This is a genomic window from Phaeacidiphilus oryzae TH49, assembly GCF_000744815.1.
Lineage (GTDB): Bacteria > Actinomycetota > Actinomycetes > Streptomycetales > Streptomycetaceae > Phaeacidiphilus > Phaeacidiphilus oryzae.
Window position 1 is genome coordinate 5,444,462 of record NZ_JQMQ01000005.1, and the last position, 19,417, is coordinate 5,463,878.

At 75.6% G+C, this 19,417-nt stretch carries 25 protein-coding genes and 1 pseudogene; 11 read left to right on the forward strand and 15 right to left on the reverse strand.

Going from position 1 to position 19,417, the window contains the following annotated elements:
• From BS73_RS27925 to BS73_RS27960, 8 genes are all read left to right on the forward strand, one after another.
• Nucleotides 1–756: a GvpL/GvpF family gas vesicle protein gene (locus tag BS73_RS27925; RefSeq protein ID WP_037577109.1), complete on the forward strand. Its 756-nt coding sequence runs from the start codon at nt 1–3 to the stop codon at nt 754–756.
• Nucleotides 757–759: 3 nt separating this feature from the next.
• On the forward strand, nt 760–1,008 hold the full coding sequence (locus BS73_RS27930; RefSeq protein ID WP_037577112.1) for a gas vesicle protein GvpG: 249 nt from the start codon (nt 760–762) through the stop codon (nt 1,006–1,008).
• Nucleotides 1,005–1,421 (forward strand): gas vesicle protein, encoded by a 417-nt coding sequence (locus tag BS73_RS27935; protein WP_084704408.1) that lies wholly within the window; start codon nt 1,005–1,007, stop codon nt 1,419–1,421. Before BS73_RS27930 ends, BS73_RS27935 begins: the two co-directional genes overlap by 4 nt.
• Nucleotides 1,399–2,295, forward strand: coding sequence for a GvpL/GvpF family gas vesicle protein (locus tag BS73_RS27940; RefSeq protein ID WP_051940932.1), 897 nt, complete (start codon nt 1,399–1,401; stop codon nt 2,293–2,295). Before BS73_RS27935 ends, BS73_RS27940 begins: the two co-directional genes overlap by 23 nt.
• Nucleotides 2,292–2,555 (forward strand): gas vesicle protein, encoded by a 264-nt coding sequence (locus BS73_RS27945; protein ID WP_407675068.1) that lies wholly within the window; start codon nt 2,292–2,294, stop codon nt 2,553–2,555. The genes BS73_RS27940 and BS73_RS27945 overlap by 4 nt, the downstream gene beginning before the upstream one ends.
• Before the next feature lies 1 nt (nt 2,556).
• Nucleotides 2,557–2,877 (forward strand): gas vesicle protein K, encoded by a 321-nt coding sequence (locus BS73_RS27950; RefSeq protein ID WP_051940934.1) that lies wholly within the window; start codon nt 2,557–2,559, stop codon nt 2,875–2,877.
• Nucleotides 2,878–2,979: 102 nt separating this feature from the next.
• Nucleotides 2,980–3,369 (forward strand): phage holin family protein, encoded by a 390-nt coding sequence (locus tag BS73_RS35175; protein WP_051940938.1) that lies wholly within the window; start codon nt 2,980–2,982, stop codon nt 3,367–3,369.
• A 69-nt stretch (nt 3,370–3,438) separates the two neighbouring features.
• A complete protein-coding gene (locus BS73_RS27960; protein ID WP_037577115.1) occupies nt 3,439–4,494 on the forward strand; it encodes a glucose 1-dehydrogenase in 1,056 nt (351 codons plus the stop codon).
• A gap of 107 nt (nt 4,495–4,601) precedes the next feature.
• On the opposite strand, the gene BS73_RS27965 is transcribed toward BS73_RS27960, so the two are convergent.
• Nucleotides 4,602–5,432: a glycosyltransferase family 4 protein gene (locus BS73_RS27965; protein WP_037577118.1), complete on the reverse strand. Its 831-nt coding sequence runs from the start codon at nt 5,430–5,432 to the stop codon at nt 4,602–4,604.
• On the reverse strand, nt 5,429–5,920 hold the full coding sequence (locus tag BS73_RS38420; RefSeq protein ID WP_037577121.1) for a glycosyltransferase: 492 nt from the start codon (nt 5,918–5,920) through the stop codon (nt 5,429–5,431). Before BS73_RS38420 ends, BS73_RS27965 begins: the two co-directional genes overlap by 4 nt.
• Nucleotides 5,921–6,158: 238 nt before the next feature.
• Between BS73_RS38420 and BS73_RS27975 the strand changes: the two genes are divergently transcribed.
• Entirely contained in the window at nt 6,159–6,479 is a 321-nt protein-coding gene (locus tag BS73_RS27975) for a WhiB family transcriptional regulator (RefSeq protein WP_084704409.1), read from the forward strand.
• A gap of 195 nt (nt 6,480–6,674) precedes the next feature.
• On the opposite strand, the gene BS73_RS27980 is transcribed toward BS73_RS27975, so the two are convergent.
• The 11 genes and pseudogenes from BS73_RS27980 to BS73_RS28030 all read right to left on the reverse strand — a co-directional run bounded on the left by BS73_RS27980 (nt 6,675) and on the right by BS73_RS28030 (nt 14,892).
• Nucleotides 6,675–7,565: a SigB/SigF/SigG family RNA polymerase sigma factor gene (locus BS73_RS27980; RefSeq protein ID WP_037577124.1), complete on the reverse strand. Its 891-nt coding sequence runs from the start codon at nt 7,563–7,565 to the stop codon at nt 6,675–6,677.
• 105 nt (nt 7,566–7,670) lie between these two features.
• On the reverse strand, nt 7,671–8,795 hold the full coding sequence (locus BS73_RS27985) for an enolase C-terminal domain-like protein (protein WP_407675069.1): 1,125 nt from the start codon (nt 8,793–8,795) through the stop codon (nt 7,671–7,673).
• A gap of 155 nt (nt 8,796–8,950) precedes the next feature.
• Nucleotides 8,951–10,843 (reverse strand): complex I subunit 5 family protein, encoded by a 1,893-nt coding sequence (locus BS73_RS27990; protein WP_037577128.1) that lies wholly within the window; start codon nt 10,841–10,843, stop codon nt 8,951–8,953.
• Between the two features lie 6 nt (nt 10,844–10,849).
• Nucleotides 10,850–11,209, reverse strand: coding sequence for a sodium:proton antiporter (locus BS73_RS27995; RefSeq protein WP_051940941.1), 360 nt, complete (start codon nt 11,207–11,209; stop codon nt 10,850–10,852).
• On the reverse strand, nt 11,206–11,961 hold the full coding sequence (locus BS73_RS28000; protein ID WP_084704410.1) for an MnhB domain-containing protein: 756 nt from the start codon (nt 11,959–11,961) through the stop codon (nt 11,206–11,208). Before BS73_RS28000 ends, BS73_RS27995 begins: the two co-directional genes overlap by 4 nt.
• Complete coding sequence (locus tag BS73_RS28005; protein ID WP_037577131.1) at nt 11,958–12,278, reverse strand: DUF4040 domain-containing protein; 321 nt, start codon at nt 12,276–12,278, stop codon at nt 11,958–11,960. The genes BS73_RS28000 and BS73_RS28005 overlap by 4 nt, the downstream gene beginning before the upstream one ends.
• 16 nt (nt 12,279–12,294) lie before the next feature.
• Nucleotides 12,295–12,603, reverse strand: coding sequence for a cation:proton antiporter (locus BS73_RS28010; RefSeq protein WP_037577134.1), 309 nt, complete (start codon nt 12,601–12,603; stop codon nt 12,295–12,297).
• Nucleotides 12,600–12,905 carry a monovalent cation/H+ antiporter complex subunit F gene (locus tag BS73_RS28015; protein ID WP_051940950.1) on the reverse strand — a complete coding sequence of 102 codons (306 nt, stop codon included), beginning with the start codon at nt 12,903–12,905 and terminating at the stop codon, nt 12,600–12,602. The genes BS73_RS28010 and BS73_RS28015 overlap by 4 nt, the downstream gene beginning before the upstream one ends.
• A complete protein-coding gene (locus BS73_RS28020; RefSeq protein ID WP_037577137.1) occupies nt 12,902–13,396 on the reverse strand; it encodes a Na+/H+ antiporter subunit E in 495 nt (164 codons plus the stop codon). Before BS73_RS28020 ends, BS73_RS28015 begins: the two co-directional genes overlap by 4 nt.
• 410 nt (nt 13,397–13,806) lie before the next feature.
• Nucleotides 13,807–14,463: pseudogene (locus BS73_RS35600) on the reverse strand (D-sedoheptulose-7-phosphate isomerase); the annotation flags it as partial.
• Nucleotides 14,464–14,583: 120 nt separating this feature from the next.
• Nucleotides 14,584–14,892: a hypothetical protein gene (locus BS73_RS28030; RefSeq protein WP_037577140.1), complete on the reverse strand. Its 309-nt coding sequence runs from the start codon at nt 14,890–14,892 to the stop codon at nt 14,584–14,586.
• Nucleotides 14,893–15,073: 181 nt separating this feature from the next.
• On the opposite strand from BS73_RS28030, the gene BS73_RS28035 reads away from it, so the two are divergent.
• A complete protein-coding gene (locus tag BS73_RS28035) occupies nt 15,074–15,655 on the forward strand; it encodes a hemerythrin domain-containing protein (RefSeq protein ID WP_051940955.1) in 582 nt (193 codons plus the stop codon).
• 142 nt (nt 15,656–15,797) lie between these two features.
• On the opposite strand, the gene BS73_RS38930 is transcribed toward BS73_RS28035, so the two are convergent.
• Nucleotides 15,798–16,022: a hypothetical protein gene (locus tag BS73_RS38930; RefSeq protein ID WP_051940959.1), complete on the reverse strand. Its 225-nt coding sequence runs from the start codon at nt 16,020–16,022 to the stop codon at nt 15,798–15,800.
• 68 nt (nt 16,023–16,090) lie between these two features.
• Nucleotides 16,091–17,287 carry a baeRF2 domain-containing protein gene (locus BS73_RS28045; RefSeq protein WP_037577142.1) on the reverse strand — a complete coding sequence of 399 codons (1,197 nt, stop codon included), beginning with the start codon at nt 17,285–17,287 and terminating at the stop codon, nt 16,091–16,093.
• A 186-nt stretch (nt 17,288–17,473) separates the two neighbouring features.
• Between BS73_RS28045 and BS73_RS28050 the strand changes: the two genes are divergently transcribed.
• The gene (locus BS73_RS28050; protein ID WP_235215567.1) at nt 17,474–19,318 is read left to right on the forward strand and encodes a glycoside hydrolase family 15 protein; all 1,845 of its coding nucleotides are present in this window, start codon (nt 17,474–17,476) and stop codon (nt 19,316–19,318) included.
• The last annotated feature ends 99 nt before the right edge of the window (nt 19,319–19,417 follow it).

Sequence of the window (19,417 nt, forward strand, 5' to 3'; positions counted from 1 at the left end):
ATGGCCGTGTACGTCTACGCGGTCACCACGGCCGACCACCCCCTCAGGCTGGACGGCCTGCAGGGAGTGGGCGGCCAGGAGGCACCGCCGTTGCGGGCCGTCCGGGGTGCGGAGGCGGCCGCGGTGATCGGGGAGGTCCCCGAGGCACTGCGGGTGAAGCGCCGGCACCTGATGGCCCATCACAAGGTGCTGACCGCACTGACCGAGCAGGGGCCCGTCCTGCCGATGCGCTTCGGCGTGCTGGCCGAGGACGACACGTCCGTCCAGGAGGACCTGGACCGGCGCGGAGAGGCCTACCGGGAGCGGCTCGAGGAGCTGCGCGGCAAGGTCGAGTACCGGGTCCGCGCCGAGCAGTCCGAGGACGACGCCGTGCAGAGCGCCGTCCGCGGCGACGCCGAGGTGCGCCGGCTGGTCGCGGCGGGGGTGGCGGAGGGCCCGATGCAGGGCCGGATCGCCCTCGGCGAGCGGGTGCAGGCGGACGTCGAGGAGGCGCACCGCCGGATGCGCGACCGGATCGCCGGGACCCTCCAGGCGGTGTCCGCGGACAGCACCGCGGGCGGGGCGGGCCTCGCCGCGCCCGGCTCCGCGGCGCAGGTCTTCGCCGATCTGAGCTTCCTGGTCGAGCAGGAGCGCTCGGGGGAGTTCGCGCAGGCGGCCCGCCAGATCGCGGACGCCCTGGCGGCCGAGGGGGTGCGGTTGAACGTCGACGGCCCGCTGCCGCCGTACAGCTTCACCGACCTGGAGGGACGCGGTTAGCCGATGGGACTGCTCACCAGCGTGCTCACACTGCCCGCCGCTCCGGCGCGGTTCGGCCTGTGGGTGATGCAGCAGGTGGTGGACGAGGCCGAGCGGGAGTACCGCGATCCGACCCCGATCCGGCGGCAGCTCGTCGAGCTCGAAGGCGAGTTGGAGCGCGGTGAGATCTCCGAGGAGGAGTTCGACCGGCGCGAGGACGAGCTGCTCGACCGGCTGGACGCGATCAGCGGAAACGGAGGAGCGCTGCGGTGAACCGGCCCGTCGGATATGGGGACTACGGGTCCCGGGACCACGGCTCCCGGGCGCCGGTCGCGGAGAGTGCCAACCTGGCCGACATCCTGGAACGGGTGCTGGACAAGGGCATTGTGATCGCCGGCGACATCCGGATCGATCTGCTCGACATCGAGCTGCTGACGATCCGGCTGCGACTGCTGGTGGCCTCTGTGGACCGGGCTCGGGAGATGGGCATCGACTGGTGGGAGCACGATCCGTCGCTGTCGAGCACGGCGGCCCGCCGGGAGCAGGAGGCCCGGAGGGACCAGGACGCCCGGAGGGAACAGGAGGGCCGCCGGGAGCCGGAGCGACTGGAGGGGGAGCGGCGGCCGGCCCCCGAGATACCCGGAGCCGAGAAGGAGCCCGAGCATGACGATCGACCAGAGCGCTGAGCCGGCGCGGGAGACGGCCTGGGAGCCGGACCCGAAGCCGGCCCGGACCGGCGACGGATCCGAGACGCTGTGGTACGCCTACGGCATCCTCGCGGCGGCCCAGGTGGGGAGCGCCCCGACGCTGCCGGAGGGGGTGGCCGGGGGGACACCGCGGCTGGTCGTCTCCGGCGGCCTGGCCGCCGCGGTCAGCCCCGTGCCCGCACCGGACTTCGAGCGCGAGCGGCTGGAGGAGAACCTGGAGCGGTTCGAGTGGCTGGACCGCACCGCCCGCGCCCACCACGCCGTGGTCGAGGCGCTGCGGGAGCGCGGCACCGTGCTGCCGCTGCGGCTGGTGACGGTGTACCGGAGCGAGGAGCGGGTCCGCGAGGTGCTCGAGGAGTACTCCGCGAGCTTCCAGGACGGACTGGCCCGACTGGTCGGCCACTCCGAGTGGGGTGTGAAGCTCTATCTGCGCCCCGACGGCTCGTCGCCCGCCACCGGGGCGGAGGCCGGCGCTGCCGTCGCGGAAGGCGCGGCGGAGGCCGGCCGGCGCGAGCCCGAACGCCCGCGCTCGGGCCGCGAATACCTGCGCCGGCGCGGCCGGCAGCGGAACGCCGAGGAGGACGCGTGGCGGGCCGCCGCGCGGATCGGCGAGCGGATCGACGGCGCGGTGCGCGACCTGGTCCACGGCGCCCGCCGCTACCCCCCGCAGGACTCCCGGCTCTCCGGTCGCTCCGACCAGAACGTACTGAACGTCGCCTATCTGGTGGCCGACTCCGGAGTGGACGAGTTCCTGGCCGTCGTGCGCGACCTGACGGGCGGTCACCACCGGGTGCACGCCGAGGTGGTGGGCCCCTGGGCGCCGTACTCCTTCGCGACGGAGGCACCGGCGTGAGCGTGGGCGGCGGCCTGCTGTCCGAGGGCGGCTTCCTGGAGGAGGGGGAGGCCCCGCCGGCCGGCCGGCCGATCGCGCTGGTCGACCTGCTGGACCGGCTGCTGGCCGGCGGGGTGGTGCTCGCCGGGGACCTGTCGATCAGCATCGCCGATGTGGAACTGGTCCGGGTCTCCCTGCGGGCCCTGGTGATGTCTGTGGACGAGTCCCTGCCGCCGTGGCGACTGGGCGGGGGAGACGACCGCGGCCGAAGAGGCGACTGAGATGACGGACGACCCCGAGACCGGGGGCCGGCCCGGCCCCGATCGCCCGCGCGGGCGCGACATCCGGCTGGAGGTGGACCGGGAGAACGTCGAACGGGACCTCTTCCGGCTGGTGCTGACCGTGATCGAGTTGCTGCGGCAGCTGATGGAGCGGCAGGCCCTCCGCCGGGTCGAGCAGGGCAACCTCACGGAGGACCAGGAGGAGCGGATCGGCTACACCCTGATGCTCCTCGAGGACCGGATGGCCGAGCTGCGCGAGCGCTACGACCTCCGCCCCGAGGACCTCAACCTGGACCTCGGCCCGCTCGGCCGGCTGCTCTGAGACCTGCCGAGATGGCCCGACACGGGCCGAGATGGCCCGACACGGGCCGAGACGGTCCGAGACGGGCCGACAGGGCCCGAGAGACGAAGCGGGAGAGAAGCGATGCCCCATACCCCAGAACCGACCCCGGGCCCCGAGGTGGCCAACCCGGCCCGGACCAAGGTGGCGGAGGCCGCGCCCACCCTCACCGAGGGCCCGGAGGCCGGCCGCCTGCTGGCCGAGCAGCTCCGCCCGGTGCTCCACGAGGAGGTCGGCGCGGTGGCCGGCGCGATCGGCCGGAACGCCGTGCGCCGCTACCGCGAACAGGCCGGCCTCTATGGCGCGGCGGGCGCGCTGGGGCTGTACGGCGGTGGGGCGCTGGCCGTGGCGATCGGCCTGGCGCTGGCCCTCGCGGTGCCCGGCTGGGCGGCCGCGCTGGTGGTGGCGGTGCTGCTGTTCGCGGCCTCGGCCGGGCTCGCCAGGACCGCCCGCGAGCGACGGAAGTCGCTCTGACGACCGGCGGCCCCGCCGTCGGCGGGCGGTGGAGGTCATGTGGAGTGAGCGGAAGGTAGGTGGACCAAGGTGCGCGCGTTGACCGTCGTCCCGGGGAAGCCCGGCAGCCTCCACTGCGAGGAGCTGCCCGCGCCCGAGACACCGCCCCCAGGCGAACTCCTGGTGCGCGGGCTGGCGCTGGGCGTCTGCGGCACGGACCGGGAGATCGCCGGGGGGGACTACGGCTGGGCCCCCTCCGGCCGGGACCGGCTGGTCATCGGCCACGAGTCGCTGGGCCGGGTGGAGGCCGCCCCGGCGGGCGGCGGATTCAGCCCCGGCGACCTCGTCTGCGGGGTGGTCCGGCGGCCCGATCCGGAGCCCTGCCCGGCCTGCGCCCGCGGCGAGTTCGACATGTGCCGCAACGGCAGGTACAGCGAGCGCGGCATCAAGGAGCTCGACGGCTACGGCAGTTCGTACTGGACGGTGCCGGCCGAGTACGCCGTGCGGCTGCCGGAGGAGCTGGCGGACGGCCTGCTGGGGGTGCTCGCGGAACCGGCCAGCGTGGTGGCCAAGGCCTGGGAGCAGGTGGACCGGATCGGCGCCCGCTCGGTCTTCGAGCCGCGCCGGGCGCTGGTCGTCGGAGCCGGCCCGATCGGCCTGCTGGCCGCACTGCTGGGGGTCCGCCGGGGCCTTGAGGTGCATGTCCTCGACCTCGCGACGGACGGCCCCAAGCCGCGCCTGGTGCGGGAGCTGGGCGCCGTCTACCACACCGGACCGCTGGCCGAGGTGGGCGACCGGCTGCGGCCCGACGTGGTGGTGGAGGCCACCGGCGTCGGGGAGCTGGTCTTCACCGCGATGTCGGTGACGGCCGACTACGGCATCGTCTGCCTGACCGGGGTCTCGCCCTCCGGCCGTCCGCTGCCGCTGGACGCGGGGGGCCTGAACCGGGAGATCGTCCTCGCCAACGACGTGGTGGTGGGCTCGGTCAACGCCAACCAGCGGCACTACGAGGCCGCGGTGGAGGCACTGGCCGAGGCCGACCGGGAGTGGCTGGCCGGGCTGATCACCCGGCGGCTGCCGGCCGAGCGCTGCGCCGAGGCGTTCGCCAAGCGCCCGGACGACATCAAGACGGTGATCGAGCTGTAGCCCGCGGAGGCGGAACGGAACGCGCGAGCAGAAAACGAGCGGAGTACGCGCGGAACGAGCGAGGGGCCCCGGCCGATGCCGGGGCCCCTCGCCGTGCGCCTCCGTCCCTACGCGGCCGCCGCCGCTGTCGCGGCCTCGATCCGCTCCAGATAGAAGCGCTCGGTCTCGGTGGCCACCCGGTCCCAGTCGTGCCGGGCGCAGGCCCGGTCGCGGCCGGCCGTGCCGAGCGCCAGCTGCCAGGAGCTCCGGTGGAGCACCCGGCGGATCGCCCTGGCCACGAGGTCCGGCCGGCGCGGCGGCACCAGCAGCCCGGTGATCTGGTCCAGCACCAGGTCGCTGAGCGCGCCCACATCGGTGGCGACCACCGGCACTCCGCAGGCCATCGCCTCCAGCGCGGCCGAACCGCCGGAGTCCCGGTCGGGGGTGCTGACCAGGACGTCGGCGTCGGCGAGCAGCCGTGGCACGGCCGTGTGGGGTACCGGCCCGAGGAGCTCGACCCGGCCCCGCCGGACGGGCTCGTGGGCCGTGCCGCCGGCCACCGTCAGCCGGGCCTCGGGGATGGCGCGGATCGCGGCGATGGCCGTGGCCCGGGCGGGCCCGCCGCCGTCCAGGCAGAGCACCCGTGGGGAGTCGGAGCCGTCCGGCCGGGTGGCGCCGCCGCTCTTCGCCCCGGCCGTGGCCGCCTTGGCCGCCGCAGCCGCCGTGGCGTCCGATTGCGCGCCCTTCCCCGCGCCGGGCTTCGGCTCGGCCGCCTGCGGGCGCCTGCCGCGCTGCCTGGGCGGCATCGGTACGGCTTCGGGGTGGAACAGCTCGGTGTCCACGCCGGAGGGGATCAGCCGGATGTTCTCGCGCGGGGCGCCGAGCCGCAGCGCCGCCTCCTCCTCCGCCTCGCTGCGGGCCAGCAGCCCCTGGCTGGTACGGGCCAGCAGTGCGTTCAACCGCCGCAGCCGGCCGAGCAGTTCGGGGGTCGCGGGGCCCCGCCGACACCGGTGCCGCCGCCGACCGCGCCGGACTCGGCCCGGCCGGTGGCCAGATCCTCCTGCACCAACGGGAGATGGGGGGCGACCCGGGCCGCGGCCAGGGCCACCAGGCCGCCGGTGCGCCCGCAGGCGTGGACCACGTCCGGGAGGCCCTCCGCACGCCAGATCCGGGTCATCGCCTCGGCCTGGTCCTGGATGTGGTGGAGGGACTCGGCCTCGCTCAGCGGCCGCGGCGGCCCGACCGGAAAGGTGAACACCCTTATCGGGGAACCGCTTTCGGCGGTGGCCGCCTGGCCGGGTGCGCTTCGCCGGGCGTAGATGTCGACCTGGTGGCCGCGGGCCGCGAGAGCGCGGGCATGGGCCGCGATCCGATGGACGCGGCCGCCCGGGATCGGCGGTTCGGTGAGCATGGGGTTCACATCGCCGGTGACGACTGCGATCTTCATCGGACCTCCCTTGGATTGTCTCGACGCCACTTGTGCGCCTAACCGTGCCCGGAAACCCCGAAACCGGTGGGCGCCATGGCGTGTTTCCCTTTCCCGGGGGCGGGGCAGCCGCCCCCCGAAGTCGGTTTGCGACGAATCCGCCGACGAATCCGCAGGGGGCCGTGGTCCGCCCCCGTACGCCCTCACGACGAGGCCCGGCGGGGCCGTGTCCGCCCCGCCGCCAGGGAGGAGAAGGCAGATGTGGAGAAGTGACCCCACCTGCCTCGGCGCCCGCATCACACCCAGGACTCCGGAGTGCCGTGACTGGCGGGACCTGGCGGCCTGTATCGGGCAGGATCCGGAGCTGTTCTTCCCGATCGGCACCCACGGGCTGGACCGCCGGCAGACCGAGGCGGCGAAGGCCGTGTGCGCGCAGTGCCCGGTCAGTTCGGAGTGCCTGGACTGGGCGCTGCGCACCGGCCAGGCGGCCGGCATCTGGGGCGGCGCCACCGAGGACGAGCGCCGGGCGCTGCGCCGCCGGCTGCTGCGCTCGATGCAGCGGCGGCAGCAGCAGCAGTGACGTACCGTCGGCCCGCTGGGGAGCGCGACGCGCTCCCGGCGCCCCCGGTGCCCTCAGCGCTCCCAGCGTCGACAGCGCCGATCGCGCTGAGGCCGAAGGCGCTGGGGGCCGCCGCCGGCTCTGTCGAGCCTGTCGAGCCCTTCGGCGGCGGCCGTCCGTCCGACGAGCCGCCAGGAGCCTGACGGCCTCAGGACCTCAGGAGGCCTGGAGTTCCTTGCGGAGGTCGTCGAGGACGCCCATCAGCAGCCGGGAGACGTGCATCTGGGAGATGCCGATCTGCTCGGCGATCTCCGACTGGGTCAGGTTGCCCCAGAACCGCAGGGCGACTATCCGCTGCTCCCTCGGCGGCAGCCGGTCCAGCAGCGGGGCCACCGACTCCTCGAACTCGACCATGGCGAGCCCGCCGTCGTCGCTGCCCAGCCGGTCCATGATGGGCGAGCCGGGGGAGTCCTCGTCCTCGCCGAGGGCGTCCAGCGAGCGCGCGTGGTACACCCGGGCGGCCTCCTGACCCTCCGTCACCTCCTCGGCGGAGATCCGGAGTTGGCGGCCGACCTCGTCGGGCGTGGGCGGGCGGCCCAGGGTCTGCTCCAGCCGGTCGGAGGTCCGCACCACGGACAGGTAGCGCTCCTGGAGGGCCCGGGTCACCCGGACCGGCCAGGAGGTGTCCCGGAAGAAGCGCTTCATCTCCCCGCTGATGGTCGGCAGGGCGAAGGTGGGGAACTCCACTCCCCGCTCCGGATCGAAGGCGTCCACCGCCTTGATCAGGCCCACCGTTCCGACCTGCACGATGTCCTCATGCGCCTCGGAGCGGTGCCGGTAGCGGGAGGCGGCGAACCGGACCAGCGGCAGATTGATCTCGATGAGGAGGGCGCGGACGTCCTCGTGTTCGGGGCTACCCGGTTCGAGTGCCTTCAGCCGGCCGAAGAGCTGGTCGCTCAGGCGGCGGGCCTCGGTTTTGCCCATCCGGCGCAGGCGCTCCTGGGAGAAGTGCGGTACGCCCGTTCCGGGGAGCACCGTCTCCTCATCGACCCCCCCATCGCCGTCTGTGGCGGGCAGACTCGGGCTGCGCTGCAGGGTGCGGGTCATTCTCGACCTCCTCTGGAGGCTTGGGCAGGGTCTGGGCCTGCCCTTCGCCTTGCCGCCGCGGAGATCGGAAAACCGGTGCGGGGGTGACGATCTGCCGCCGGCCCCCTAGGCGGTGCGGTACTCCTCGGCGGTCTGCGGGCGAAGCCGCAGGCCGAGGCCGGGTGCGCCGTCCGCCCCGGGGCGCAGGACGCCGCCGTCGGGGGAGAGCGCGCCCTCGAAGAGCATCGCCTCGATCCGCGCGTGGTCGTGGAACCACTCCAGATGCCGGAGGTTGGGGACGGCGGCCGCCACGCTCGCGTGGACATGCGGGGCGCCGTGTCCGGAGAGCTCGAGTCCGAGCCCCTCGGCGACCGCCGCCGCGCGCAGCCACACGGTGAGCCCGCCGCAGCGGGTGGCGTCCGCCTGCAGGCAGTCCACCGCGCCGGAGGAGGCCATCCTGGTCAGCCCGGGAAGGTCCCAGCCGTACTCGCCGGCGGCCACGTCCGGCCGGACGAGCTCGCGCACCTCGCGCAGCCCGGCCAGGTCGTCGGAGGAGACCGGTTCCTCGAACCAGGCCACCCGGTAGGGCTCCAGGGCGTGGGAGACCCGGACCGCCTGCTTGCGCGAGTAGCCGCCGTTGGCGTCCACGTAGAGCTCGGTGTCCTCGCCGACCACCTCGCGGGCCAGCCGGGTGCGCTCCAGATCGCGGTCCTCGCGGCCGCCCCAGCCCTCGCCGATCTTGATCTTCACCCGGGGGATCCCCTGCTCCCCGACCCAGCCCTCCAGCTGCCGGGCCAGCCGCTCGTCTCCGTAGCTGGTGAAGCCGCCGCTGCCGTAGACCGGGACGTCTTCGCGGACCCGGCCGAAGAGGCGGGCCAGCGGCACCCCCAGGATCCGCGCCTTCAGGTCCCACAGGGCGATGTCGACGGCGGACACCGCCTCCGCGCCCATCCCCGGGCGCCCGTCGTTGCGCAGGGCGGTCGCCATCGCCGCGTTGGCGCCCGGCACGTCCATCGCGTCCCGGCCGAGCACCGCCTCGGTCAGCCGGCCGGTCACCACCCGGGCCACCGCCGGGGAGCCGTAGGTCCAGCCGATTCCGGAGTGCCCTGCGGCGACCACCTCGACCAGCACCATGGTGGTCACGTCCCAGTCGAGGGTGGCGTCGCTCTCGGGCGCGTCGGTGGGGATGGCGTGAATCGTCGCCCGCAGCGCCTCGACCACCGGTTCGCCGATGAGTTGACGCATCGTCATACCGTGTTCCTCTTCTCCTTACCGTGTCGCAGCTGCCCCGGAGACGGGTGAGGTCGTCCCGGCGTATCACCGTTCAGCGAACGGGGAAACCCTTACCCGTCTGTTACCCCTGGCGGAACACCGCGGTGGGGCCGTCCCAGCCGGGCGGTGCCGCCTCAGCCCAGCAGTACGGTCACGGCGAGCAGCGCAGCCGCGCCGGTCGCCCACCACAGCACGTAGTCGCCGAGGTGCCCGGAGTGCAGCCGGCGCAGCGGGCTGAGCGCCCGAATGCCGGTGAGCAGCACCGCCCGCACCGCGTCGGGACGGCGCAGCACCGCCCCCAGCGCCAGGGCCGCGGCCAGCCCGGCGGAGGCCAGGCCGAGCAGTAGCCCCGGAACGTCCCACGACGAGGGGGGAGGAGTCAAACGCGGTGCCGGCAGCCCGAACACCGAGGCCACCGAGGCCGCCCGGGACACTAGGACGGGACCCCCCGAGGCGACCGCCCGGGCCGCCGCCGGTACCACCCCCAGCACGAGGGCCCCGGCCAGCAGCACCCCGCAGACCGGCACCATGGTGCGCGGGATCCGCCGTCGGGGCTCCTCCGTGACCTCGGGCTCCTCGCCCTCCCCGGTGATCTCCGGGCCCGGCTCGTAGACCGCGCCGATCCGGGTGGTGGACGGGTCCGGTCCGGCGCCGGTGAAGATCCGCAGCCCGGCGCGGAGGATCGCGCCCCCGGTCACCGCCGAGACCACCACGCACAGCGCCGAGACCCCGGCGGCCCAGCCGGCGCCCCACCATCCGGCCGGCCGGGCCGTGCTCGCCGCGCTCTCCAGCAGCGCCTTGCCCAGCGCGCTGCCGAACGGCGGCAGCCCGGCCAGCGCCAGCCCGGCGAGCCCGAAGAGGATGCCCACCCACGGAAGTTCACGGCCCCGGCCGCGCAGCCCCCATTCGTCCACCGAGCCGTGCCGGTCCAGCAGCACCCCGGTCAGCCCGAAGAGGGCGGCCTTGGCGCCGGCGTGCCCGGCCACGTAGACCAGCACCGCGCCGGCCGAGTCCGGGCCGAGCAGCCCGAGGCCGAGGAGGAACAACCCGCTGTGCGCCACGGTGGAGAACGCCAGCAGCCGCTTGAGGTGCCGCTGCGCCCAGCACATCGCCGCGCCCACCAGCGCGGTGAGCGCTCCGGCGACGATCAGCACCGCGCTGAACGCCGCCCTGTCCACCCCGCCCGGTCCGGAGAACACCGTCCAGTAGACCCGGGCGGTGCCGTACGCGCCCAGCTCCACCATCACGCCGGAGAGCAGCATGCAGACCGGTGTCGGGGCCACCGCGTGGGCGTCCGCCAGCCAGAAGTGGAAGGGCGCTATGGCCGCCTTGACCAGGAAGCCGACCGTCACCAGTACGAAGGCGACCAGCACCGGCGCCCGCGAGGTGCCGGCCCCCGGGTGCGCCAGCTGCTCCCCGATCGCCGCCATCCCCAGCTCGCCGGTACGGGCGTAGAGCAGCCCGACGCCGATCAGCGCGCCGTACGCGGCAAGGGAGTTGATCACACCGAAGATCAGCGCGCCCTGCACCGGGCGCGGGTCCTCCACCCGGAAGCCGGTGAGCGCCACCGCCGCCGTCCCCATCAGCTCGAAGAAGACGAAGGCGTCGAAGAGGTCCGCGGTGAGCGCGAACCCGCACATCCCCGCCTCGAAGAGCAGCACCAGCGCCGGGAACGAGCCCCGGTGCTCGCGCGGCGGCTCGTCGAAGTACCGCCAGGAGTAGGCGATCACGGCCAGCACCAGGACGCCCGCCAGCAGGGCGAAGCCGGCCCCGGCCCGGTCCGCGGTCAGCGCGATGCCCACGGACTCGCCGTGCCGCGGCTCCCAGCCGCCGACGAAGACCGAGACCGGCCCCCGGCCGCAGCGCCACCAGAGCACCCCGAGCACCACCGCCTCGGCCAGCGTCCAGGCGCCGGCCGTCACGTCCAGCAGGATCCTGGGCAGCCAGCGGCCGACGGCCGCCAGCAGCGCAGCGCCGAGCAGCGGCAGGGCCACGCCGAGTTGCAGGAGTACCGAGGAGTCCGCCACCCCCGCTCAGCCCCGCAGACCGGTGAGCTCGTCCGGGTCCACCGTGCCGTGGCCCTTGCGGATCTGGATGGCCAGCGCCAGCAGCAGCGCCGTCACGGTCGCGCCGACCACGATGTCGGTCAGCGTCAGCGCCTGCACCACCGGGTCGACCACCGGCCGGCTGCCCGGCGGCATGTCGCCGAAGACCGGGGCGGAGGCGCCGGCCCGGTAGCCGATCCCCAGCAGCAGCACATAGGTCGAGGACTGGGCCACCGCCAGGCAGCCCACCGCCTGCACCAGGTTGCGGCTGACCGTCAGGCCGCGCACCCCGGCCAGGAAGATCCATGCCGCGGCGGCGAACCACAGCAGCGTCAAGGCCCGGCTCATCCCTCGCCCTCCGTCGTCTCTTCCCCGGCGTCGTCCAACTCGACGGCCTGCTCCAGGAATCCGGCCAGCAGCACCACCACGCCCGAGGCCACCGCCACGCCGACCGCCGCGTTCAGCACCCCCACCAGACCGCCGGAGGCCAGCTGCCCGAAGGCGCCCAGCGGCAGCACGTTCTTCAGATACGCGGCGCAGCAGGCGAGTCCGGCCAGGCCGAGCCCGGCGAACGAGCCCGCCGCGACCGCCTCCGCGGACTCCAGCACCACGAGCGGCCGCAGCCGGCGCAGCACCCGGTAGTCGGCCGCGACGTAGGCCACGTGCAGCCCGCTGGCCAGCACCACCCCGCCCTGGAACCCGCCGCCGGGCGTGACCGCCCCGTGCGCCACCACATACACCCCGGTCAGCAGCGCCACCGGGAGCAGCCCGACCCCGAACAACCGGGTGGACGGCAGGACGTAGCCGGCCCGGGGGGTGTGCCGGCGTTCCCCGCGCACCTGGCGGAGCAGCACCACCGCCCCCAGCACGGCGGCGAAGAGGATCGACTCCTCGCCGAGGGTGTCCAGCGCCCGCTGGTCGAAGTTGATCGAGGAGACCGCGTTCGAGGTGTGCTGCCGCAGCGCGGCCGCCACCGAGCGGGCCCCGTACGGATGCCGGTCGGTGCCCAGCACCGGGAGCTCCGCTCCGCACCACACCAGGCCGGCGGCGAGCACCGCGGCCGGAAGCAGCAGCAGGCGGCCCCGCCGGCGGGCGTTCACCGGCGGCCGCCGTTCCGCCCGGAGGCACCGCCGCCGCTGCCGCCGCTGCCGCCGCCGTCGCGGCTGCGCGCCCGGCGGATCTTGCGTACGGTCAGCAGGATCAGCAGCGGGGTCACCACGGTTCCCACGCCCAGCTGGGAGAGCGCCACGTCGGGCGCCTGGACCAGCAGGAAGAGCAGGGACAGCGCGAGCCCGAGCCCGGCGAGCACCACCGCCTGGCGGCTCGGGTCGCGGGTCCGCGCGGCGGCCGTGGCCATGCCGACGACCAGCACCAGTGCCACCATGACCAGCAGATAGCCGAACTGACTCTGCGTCATGTCCGAGATCCCCCGTTCACTCCGGCGAGTCCTCCGTCTCCACCCCGGCCCGCTGAGCCGCCACCCGGGCGATCGCCGAACCGGTCACCGGGCCGCCGGCCGCCAGCAGCACCCCGATCACCACGAGCTTCACCGCGCCGCGGCCCGGTCCGGTGTCGAACGCCGCCGCCAGCGCCACCAGCGGGGCGCCCAGCGACGCGGCCGGGGTCAGTGCGTGGAGGCGGTCGAAGGGCGCGGGCAGCCGCAGCAGCGCGAACGCGGACAGCAGCAGCACCCCGCAGCCGGCCGTCATCAGTACCAGCACGGCGATATGACCGCCCGTCACCCTTCCTCACCCTCCTCGTCGTTCCGCTCCCGCTTCGCTCTGTCGTCGTCCCCGGTGGGCGCCAGCAGCCGGGTGAAGACCAGCGTCCCGGCGGGGGAGAGGACGGCCAGCACCAGCGCGGTGTCCACATACGAGCTGCGGGTGAAGCCCTGGGCGAGGAGCAGCAGGATCACGCTCAGCAGCGTCGAGCCCAGGGTCAGCCCGGCCAGCCGGTCCACCGCGCTGCCCCGGCAGACCGTCGCCAGACAGGGGGCCAGGCCGAAGAGGATCAGCACCAGCGCGGCCAGCGTCCAGGCGTTCACGACCGCTCCCTTGGCCCGGCGCCCGGGTCGGTGGTCAACTCCCGCTCCAGCCGGGACTGTTCACCGTCCTCGTGGGAGAAGAGGGCATGGGCGCGGGCACCGTCCCGCTCGTCCACGGCGACCACCAGGGTGCCGGGGGTGGCGGAGAGCAGCAGTGCCGCCCAGGCCCGCCCCGGCCCGGGCGGAGTGCTCCGGAAACCGGAGCCGCGCCGGCGGCCCGGCCGCAGCACCGCCGCGGCCAGCCGGCCGGTCTCGGCGAGCACCGTGCCCGGCCACACCGCCGCCGCCCGCAGCGCCCCGGCCGGCGCGCCCGCGCGCACCCGGGACGCCCGCACCGCGGCCCGTCCGGCCCACACCGCGAGCGCCGTACCGCCGACCCCGACGGCGGCCTCGAACGGGTCCACCGTGCTGATCAGCACCGCGTACAGGCCCCACAGCGCCAGCGCCCACAGAGCGGTCGGCAGAGACTCGCGGATCGCGTTCCGGCGCATCGTCGGCAGCTCCCTTCCTCCCGTACCACCCTTGGGCTCTCCGGATTCCGGCTACCCGCCGCTCCGGTGCTGACACTCCGTCGGCAATCGGGAGCCTACGGGCAGCCGGCCGCGCCCGGGCGGACCCCGGCGGCGTTTCGCCCCGCTCAGAGCCACTCCCCGGTCCAGCCGCCCGGCCTCCCGACCGGGTGCCCGTTCGTCCCGGCCGGCCCGCCGGGCTCGCCGCCGGGCCGGTCCGCACCCGGCCAGCCCGCCGCGTCCGGCCAGGCCTCCTCCTCCGGCCCCGGGTCGAAGACCGGCCCCCGGCCCGGCTGCCCCGCCTGCCCGGGCAGCGGAGCCGGCCACGGGTCGGCCCGCTCGGCCCGCTCGGTCCGCTCGGCCTGCTCGGCGGAGTCCGCCGGATCGGGCGGCCCGCCGAGGCCCTCCACGGTCCGCTCGTGGCGGGCGGCGATCGCCGTCTCGAACTGCTCGCAGAGGAGGTGGACGGCGAGGAGGTGCACCTCTTGCACCACCCCCGGGTTGTCGGTGGGCACCGCGAACAGCTCGTCCGCGCCGTCGGCCAGCGGATTGGGCGCGGCCCCGGTCAGCGCCCAGACCCGCATCCCGAGGCCGCGGGCCGCCTCGGCGGCGCTGAGGAGGTTCCTGCTCCGCCCGGTGGTGCTCAGTGCCACCAGCACGTCGCCGGGCCTGCCGTGGGCGGCGATCTGGCGGGCGAAGACGTCGCCGTACCCGTAGTCGTCGCCGATCGCGGTCAGACTGGAGGTGTCGGCGTGGAGGGCGATCGCCGAGTACGCCGGACGGTCGTCGGCGTACCGGCTGACCAGCCCGGCGGTCAGCTGCTGGGCCTGGGCCGCGCTGCCCCCGTTGCCGGCGGCGAGCAGCCGCCCGCCGCTGCCGAGCAGCCCGGCCAGGCTGCGGCCCCACTCGATGAGCAGCGGGACCTGCTCCCGGCGCAGCCGCTCGGTCGCCGAGGAGAGCGCGGCGCAGTGCGCCGAGGCCCGCTGCACGTCCTCCTCCCGCCCCGGCCGGTGGGCGTGCCGCCCGTGCTGGATCTGCTGATACCGCATCAGAATGACTCCGGGGTCGGGTGCCTCGCTGTCGGCGCGGCCTTCGTCTACGCGACTTTCCGGCAGCCCCGGAGCACAAACAGCGGTCCCCCGCGGGATACCGCGGGGGACCGGGCCGGCTCATCCCCGGGGTGGGGCCGCGGTCGCGGTGGCGAACCCCGCGGTCGCCAGGATCAGCAGCCCGAAGGCGGCGTACCCCCAGGACGACCGCACCAGCAGCGCCGTCGGCAGCAGCGCGCTGTCCAGCGTGAGCAGGACGACCAGCACGCTCCGTCGCCGCCGGCGCAGGAGCGCGGCCAGCCGCAGCAGCCGGCTGCGCTGGACCCGGTCCCAGCGGCGCTGGAGGGCGTCGTCCCGGTTGAGTTCCCGTTCGATCGACTGGAGGGCCCACTGCTCGCGTACGGTCAGTGAGCTCTTCTCGGACGGCATGTCATCTCACCTCCGGCGGGCGGCTACCCGGGAAGCCACCCGCGGAACGTGACGCCGGCTCGGCCCCGCCCCGCCCGTTTCCGGAGCGTGATTGCGGCCAGACGCAGAGATGGCACCGGTCGGAGCAGCGCACAGCGGGCTCCGCCCGGTCCGCCCCCACCGACTGAGAGAGGACCCGTCGATGAGTGAGAGCAACGCCCTCGGAGTGGATCCGAAGAGCCTGCCGGAACACCACCTGATCCGCGTACTGCTGCTCCAGCACCAGCGGGTGCAGCGGCTGTTGGCGACCGTGCGGGCCGGCGAGCCGGAGGCGAAGCAGGAGTCCTTCGACGCCCTGCGCGAACTGCTCGCCATCCATGAGACCGCGGAGGAGCAGGTGCTCCGGCCGCTCTCGGCGAAGGCCGCCCCGGAGGGCGTCGCCGACCAGCGCAACCAGGAGGAGGACGAAGCCGCCCACGTGCTGGCCGAGTTGGAGAAGCTGGACGTCCACAGCGCAGACTTCGTGCGGAAGTTCGAGAACTTCGAGAAGTCGGTGCTGGCGCACGCCCACGCCGAGGAGCAGAAGGAGTTCCCGGCGGTGCTGGGTGCGGCGGACGCCGACGAGCTGGTCCGGCTCGGCGAGAAGCTCCTTGAGGTCGAGGGGAAGGCGCCCACCCATCCGCACCCCTCCGCGGTCGGCAATCCCACGGCAGTCAAGGTCGCCGGTCCATTCGCCGCCATGCTCGACAAGGCCAGGGACGCCTTCGCCGACCGGGGCCACTGAGGCCGCTGAGGCCACCGACGGCCTGCCGGGCCCGCCCGGCGGCCCGGGTCGCCCGCCCGGCACAGCCGCGCTGTGGGCGGCCCGCCGTCCTTCGTCCGACGGCGGGCCGCCCACAGCGGATGTGGCGGTGGACCGGCCGGGCTCAGCCCGGTCCGGCGCCCTCGTCCTCGTCGGACTCCTCCGACCCCGCGAGCGGTGCGCCCTCCGCGGACTCGGCGTCCTCCTCGTCGTCCGGCGGCTCAGGGTCGTGCCACTCCTCGGCCCGGGTGTGCCGGCCGCTGCGGACCAGGCCCTCGGTCTCCCGGGCCATCTCGTCGTCCAGGGCCGGACCGTGCTTGCTGCTTCCGCGGTCGATCGGCTGGCTCACTGCAACTCACCTCTGTCGGGTAGGGGTTGTGCGGGGTAGGGGTTGTGCGAGGCGGGCCGCCCCGCCGGTCAGGCCGCCCGGCGCAGCAGCGCGCCCACGCCCTCCGCCGGGCGCGGCCCGGGCCGCTCCGCGCCGGTCAGCACCAGGTCGGCCGAGCCCAGCGCCGCCTCCCGGAGCAGCACGTCGGCCGCGCGGTCCCGGAAGACCTCCCCGGAGCGCTCGGCCTCGGTCAACTCCTCGGGGGCGAGCCCGAGTCGGCCCACCTCGGAGGTGCCGTCGGGGGCCGTCCCCCACCACAGCTCGGCCCGCATCGGCTCGGCGTCCGGGTCCGCGTCCAGCAGCAGGGTGTCGACCTGGGCCGAGCGCAGCGCCTCGGCGGTGGCGGCCAGGCCCTCCACGGCCGTGCCCTCCGCCAGGCGCCGGGCGAACCGGTCGGCCAGCCGCGCCCGGGCCTCGTCCCGGGCCTTCTCGGCCACCCCGCGTACCGAGTCCGGAGCGGCGGGCGCGCCCTCCGCGGCCACCTCTGTCTCCTCGGCCGCGGAGCCCGCCGCGGAGCCCGCCGCGGACCCCTCCGGCCGGCCCGGCACCTCCACCGTGCGGTCCCGCCAGCCCCCGCCGACCCGTGCCAGATGGTCGAGGAAGAGCGCCCGGGCACGGACGTCCCCGGCGAGGACGATCAGCTCCGCCCGCTCCCGCTCGGCCAGCCGGGCCGCCTCCTCGGCGACCCCGCGGGCGTTCCGGTCCCAGGTGTTCTCGGCCCGCCGCTGGTGGCGCTTCTGCGACCACCCGCCGGAGTGCGCCTTGTGCAGCGGGTAGGTCTGCCCGCCGGCGCTCTCCGCGGCCTCCCCCTCGCCGGCCCCGCACACCTCCAGTTCGGCGCCGGTGTGGTCGACCCGCACCAGCAGGTGGCGGGGCAGCTCCGAGCGCCTGCTGACCAGCGGCAGCAGCCGCGGCAGCCGGCCGAAGTCGGCGCTGTCCGGATCCGGCGGTACGGGCAGTTCCTCCCCGTAGCGGAGTTCGCCGCCGGAGGCGAAGAGCGCCTGCCCCTGCGGCCCGGCCTCGCCGCGGTCCGCACCGGCGGCCTCGTCCAGCGCGGAGAGGGTCGCCTGGTCCGCGCCGAGCCCTTCGAGCCGTTCGCGCAGTGCCCGCCAGCGCCGCGCCACCGCCTCCTCGGAGGGCGGCTCGGTGCGCGTGGTGGTGAGGTACACGCTGGCGCATCGGCCGGCACCGTCCCGGTAGAGGGGGGCGAAGGGTGCCAGATCCATCGTCAACTCCCGAACTCGCGTGCGTGTCCGGGCGGGCCGCCGTCGGGACCGCCGTTCAGGCCGTCGCCTCAGGCCGTCGCCCGCCCGTCGTGCGCTGCGCCTACCACCCGCGACCCGCGTGAAACGACCGCCCCGCCCGGCCCGCGGTTTCCCCCCGGACGCCGCGGGAAAGCGCAGGCCATGGCCATGTCCACACCCATGCCCTGGCGCTCCGACGGCGCGGCCGCCGCGGGCTCTCCCGGCGCGCTGCGCGACTACGCCCTCATCGCGGACGGCGAGCGCGGAGCACTCCTCGGACCGCACGGGGAGTTCGCCTGGATGTGCGCTCCCCGCTGGGACTCCGACGCGGTCTTCGCCGGCCTCCTCGGCGGACCGGGGGAGTACTCGGTCAGCCCCCTGCAGCGCTGCGTCCCCGGCGGCGCCTACCGGCCGGGCTCGCTGATCTGGACCTCGCAGTGGACGGTCGACGGCGGCACCGTGACCTGTCGGGACGCCCTGGCCCTGCCCTCCGACCCGCACACCGCCGTGGTGCTCCGGCGGGTCGGCGTCCAGGGCCTGGAGGTCCCGGTCCGGGTCCGGCTCGCCCCGGCGGCCGGCTTCGGCGAGTACGGCGCCTCGGAGCTCACCCGGAACGACGGCGGCGCCTGGACCGCCCGGCTCGGCCCGCTGTGGCTGCGCTGGACCGGCGCCGAGGCCGCCCGCCCGGTCTCGCCGGGCCGCGGTCAGCCCGGCCCGGTCCTGGAGCTGACCCTCCACCCCGCCCCCGGCGAGCAGCACGACCTGGTGCTGGAGATCTCGGAACGCCCGTTCACCGGCCCCGCGCCCGACCCCGAACAGGCCTGGAAGGCCACCGAGGACGCCTGGTCCGCCGAGGTCCCGCCGCTGGACGGGGTCCTCGCCCGGCGCGACGCCCGTCAGGCGTACGCCGTCCTCCGCGGACTCACCTCGTCCGCGGGCGGAATGGCCGCCGCGGCCACCACCAGCCTCCCCGAGCAGGTCAGCCCGGACAGCCAGGGCCCGGACGAAGACGCGGACAGCGGCAGCAGCTACGACTACCGCTACGCCTGGATCCGCGACCAGAGCTGGGCCGCCCTGGCCCTCTGCGCCTCCGGCTCCCCCCAGCCGCTGCTCGGTCGGCAGCTCCGCTTCCTGATCGAGCGGGTCCTCCAGGACGGCCCCCGGCTGGCCCCCGCCTACACCGTCTACGGCGGCACGCTGCCCCCGCAGCGCCCGCTCCACCTGCCCGGCTACCCCGGCAGCCATGACGTGCTGGGCAACCGCGCCGGAAGCCAGTTCCAGCTGGACGCCTTCGGCGAGGTGCTGCTGCTCCTCGCCACCGCCGCCCGCCAGGGCCTCCTCGACGACTCGGCCGCCCCGGAGGGTTCCGACGGCTGGGCCGCGGCCCGCACCGCCCTCGACGCCGTCCGTGAGCGCTGGCAGGAGCCGGACAGCGGGGTCTGGGAGCTGGGTCCCCGGATGTGGACGCAGAGCAGGCTGGCCTGCGTCTCCGGGCTGCGCGCGCTGGCCGGCTCGGGCGGGCCCCGCGGCCTGTGCGAGGAGGCCGCCGAGCTGGCCGACCGGCTGCTGGACTGGGCGGGACGCAACGCCGTCCACCCCTCCGGCTGCTGGCAGCGCGCCGTCGACGACCCGCGCACCGACGCCGCCCTGCTGCTGCCCGGCGTGCGCGGCGCCGTCCCGCCGGACGACCCGCGCCAGCAGGCCACGGTACGGGCGGTCGCCCGGGAGCTGACCGACGATCACTTCGCCTACCGCTTCCGGCCGGACGACCGCCCGCTCGGCGAGTCCGAGGGCGCCTTCCTGATGTGCGGGTTCACCATGGCCCTGGCCGAGGCCCAGCAGGGCCGCCAGGTCTCCGCCCACCGCTGGTTCGAGCGCAACCGCGCGGCCTGCGGCCCCTCCGGGCTCTACGCGGAGGAGTACGACGTGGCCCAGCGCCAGCTGCGCGGCAACCTCCCGCAGGCGTTCGTCCACGCGCTGCTGCTGGAGTGCGCGGCGAAGCTGAGCGGCTGACCCCGGCGGCGGTCGGTCCGGCCGGGCGACCGGCGCGGCCGACCCGGGGCGCGCGCCGGGGGCGGGCCCGGCGGCCCGGGCGCGCCCGGCGGTCGGTCG

What these genes read in the sequence shown, in the direction of transcription:
- BS73_RS27925 (WP_037577109.1), top strand. Translation starts at nt 1, where the DNA reads ATGGCCGTGTACGTCTACGCGGTCACCACGGCCGACCACCCCCTCAGG.
- BS73_RS27930 (WP_037577112.1), top strand. Translation starts at nt 760, where the DNA reads ATGGGACTGCTCACCAGCGTGCTCACACTGCCCGCCGCTCCGGCGCGG.
- BS73_RS27940 (WP_051940932.1), top strand. Translation starts at nt 1,399, where the DNA reads ATGACGATCGACCAGAGCGCTGAGCCGGCGCGGGAGACGGCCTGGGAG.
- BS73_RS27950 (WP_051940934.1), top strand. Translation starts at nt 2,557, where the DNA reads ATGACGGACGACCCCGAGACCGGGGGCCGGCCCGGCCCCGATCGCCCG.
- BS73_RS35175 (WP_051940938.1), top strand. Translation starts at nt 2,980, where the DNA reads ATGCCCCATACCCCAGAACCGACCCCGGGCCCCGAGGTGGCCAACCCG.
- BS73_RS38420 (WP_037577121.1), bottom strand. Translation starts at nt 5,920, where the DNA reads ATGAAGATCGCAGTCGTCACCGGCGATGTGAACCCCATGCTCACCGAA.
- BS73_RS27975 (WP_084704409.1), top strand. Translation starts at nt 6,159, where the DNA reads ATGTGGAGAAGTGACCCCACCTGCCTCGGCGCCCGCATCACACCCAGG.
- BS73_RS27980 (WP_037577124.1), bottom strand. Translation starts at nt 7,565, where the DNA reads ATGACCCGCACCCTGCAGCGCAGCCCGAGTCTGCCCGCCACAGACGGC.
- BS73_RS27985 (WP_407675069.1), bottom strand. Translation starts at nt 8,795, where the DNA reads ATGACGATGCGTCAACTCATCGGCGAACCGGTGGTCGAGGCGCTGCGG.
- BS73_RS27995 (WP_051940941.1), bottom strand. Translation starts at nt 11,209, where the DNA reads ATGAGCCGGGCCTTGACGCTGCTGTGGTTCGCCGCCGCGGCATGGATC.
- BS73_RS28005 (WP_037577131.1), bottom strand. Translation starts at nt 12,278, where the DNA reads ATGACGCAGAGTCAGTTCGGCTATCTGCTGGTCATGGTGGCACTGGTG.
- BS73_RS28020 (WP_037577137.1), bottom strand. Translation starts at nt 13,396, where the DNA reads ATGCGCCGGAACGCGATCCGCGAGTCTCTGCCGACCGCTCTGTGGGCG.
- BS73_RS28030 (WP_037577140.1), bottom strand. Translation starts at nt 14,892, where the DNA reads ATGCCGTCCGAGAAGAGCTCACTGACCGTACGCGAGCAGTGGGCCCTC.
- BS73_RS28035 (WP_051940955.1), top strand. Translation starts at nt 15,074, where the DNA reads ATGAGTGAGAGCAACGCCCTCGGAGTGGATCCGAAGAGCCTGCCGGAA.
- BS73_RS28045 (WP_037577142.1), bottom strand. Translation starts at nt 17,287, where the DNA reads ATGGATCTGGCACCCTTCGCCCCCCTCTACCGGGACGGTGCCGGCCGA.
- BS73_RS28050 (WP_235215567.1), top strand. Translation starts at nt 17,474, where the DNA reads ATGTCCACACCCATGCCCTGGCGCTCCGACGGCGCGGCCGCCGCGGGC.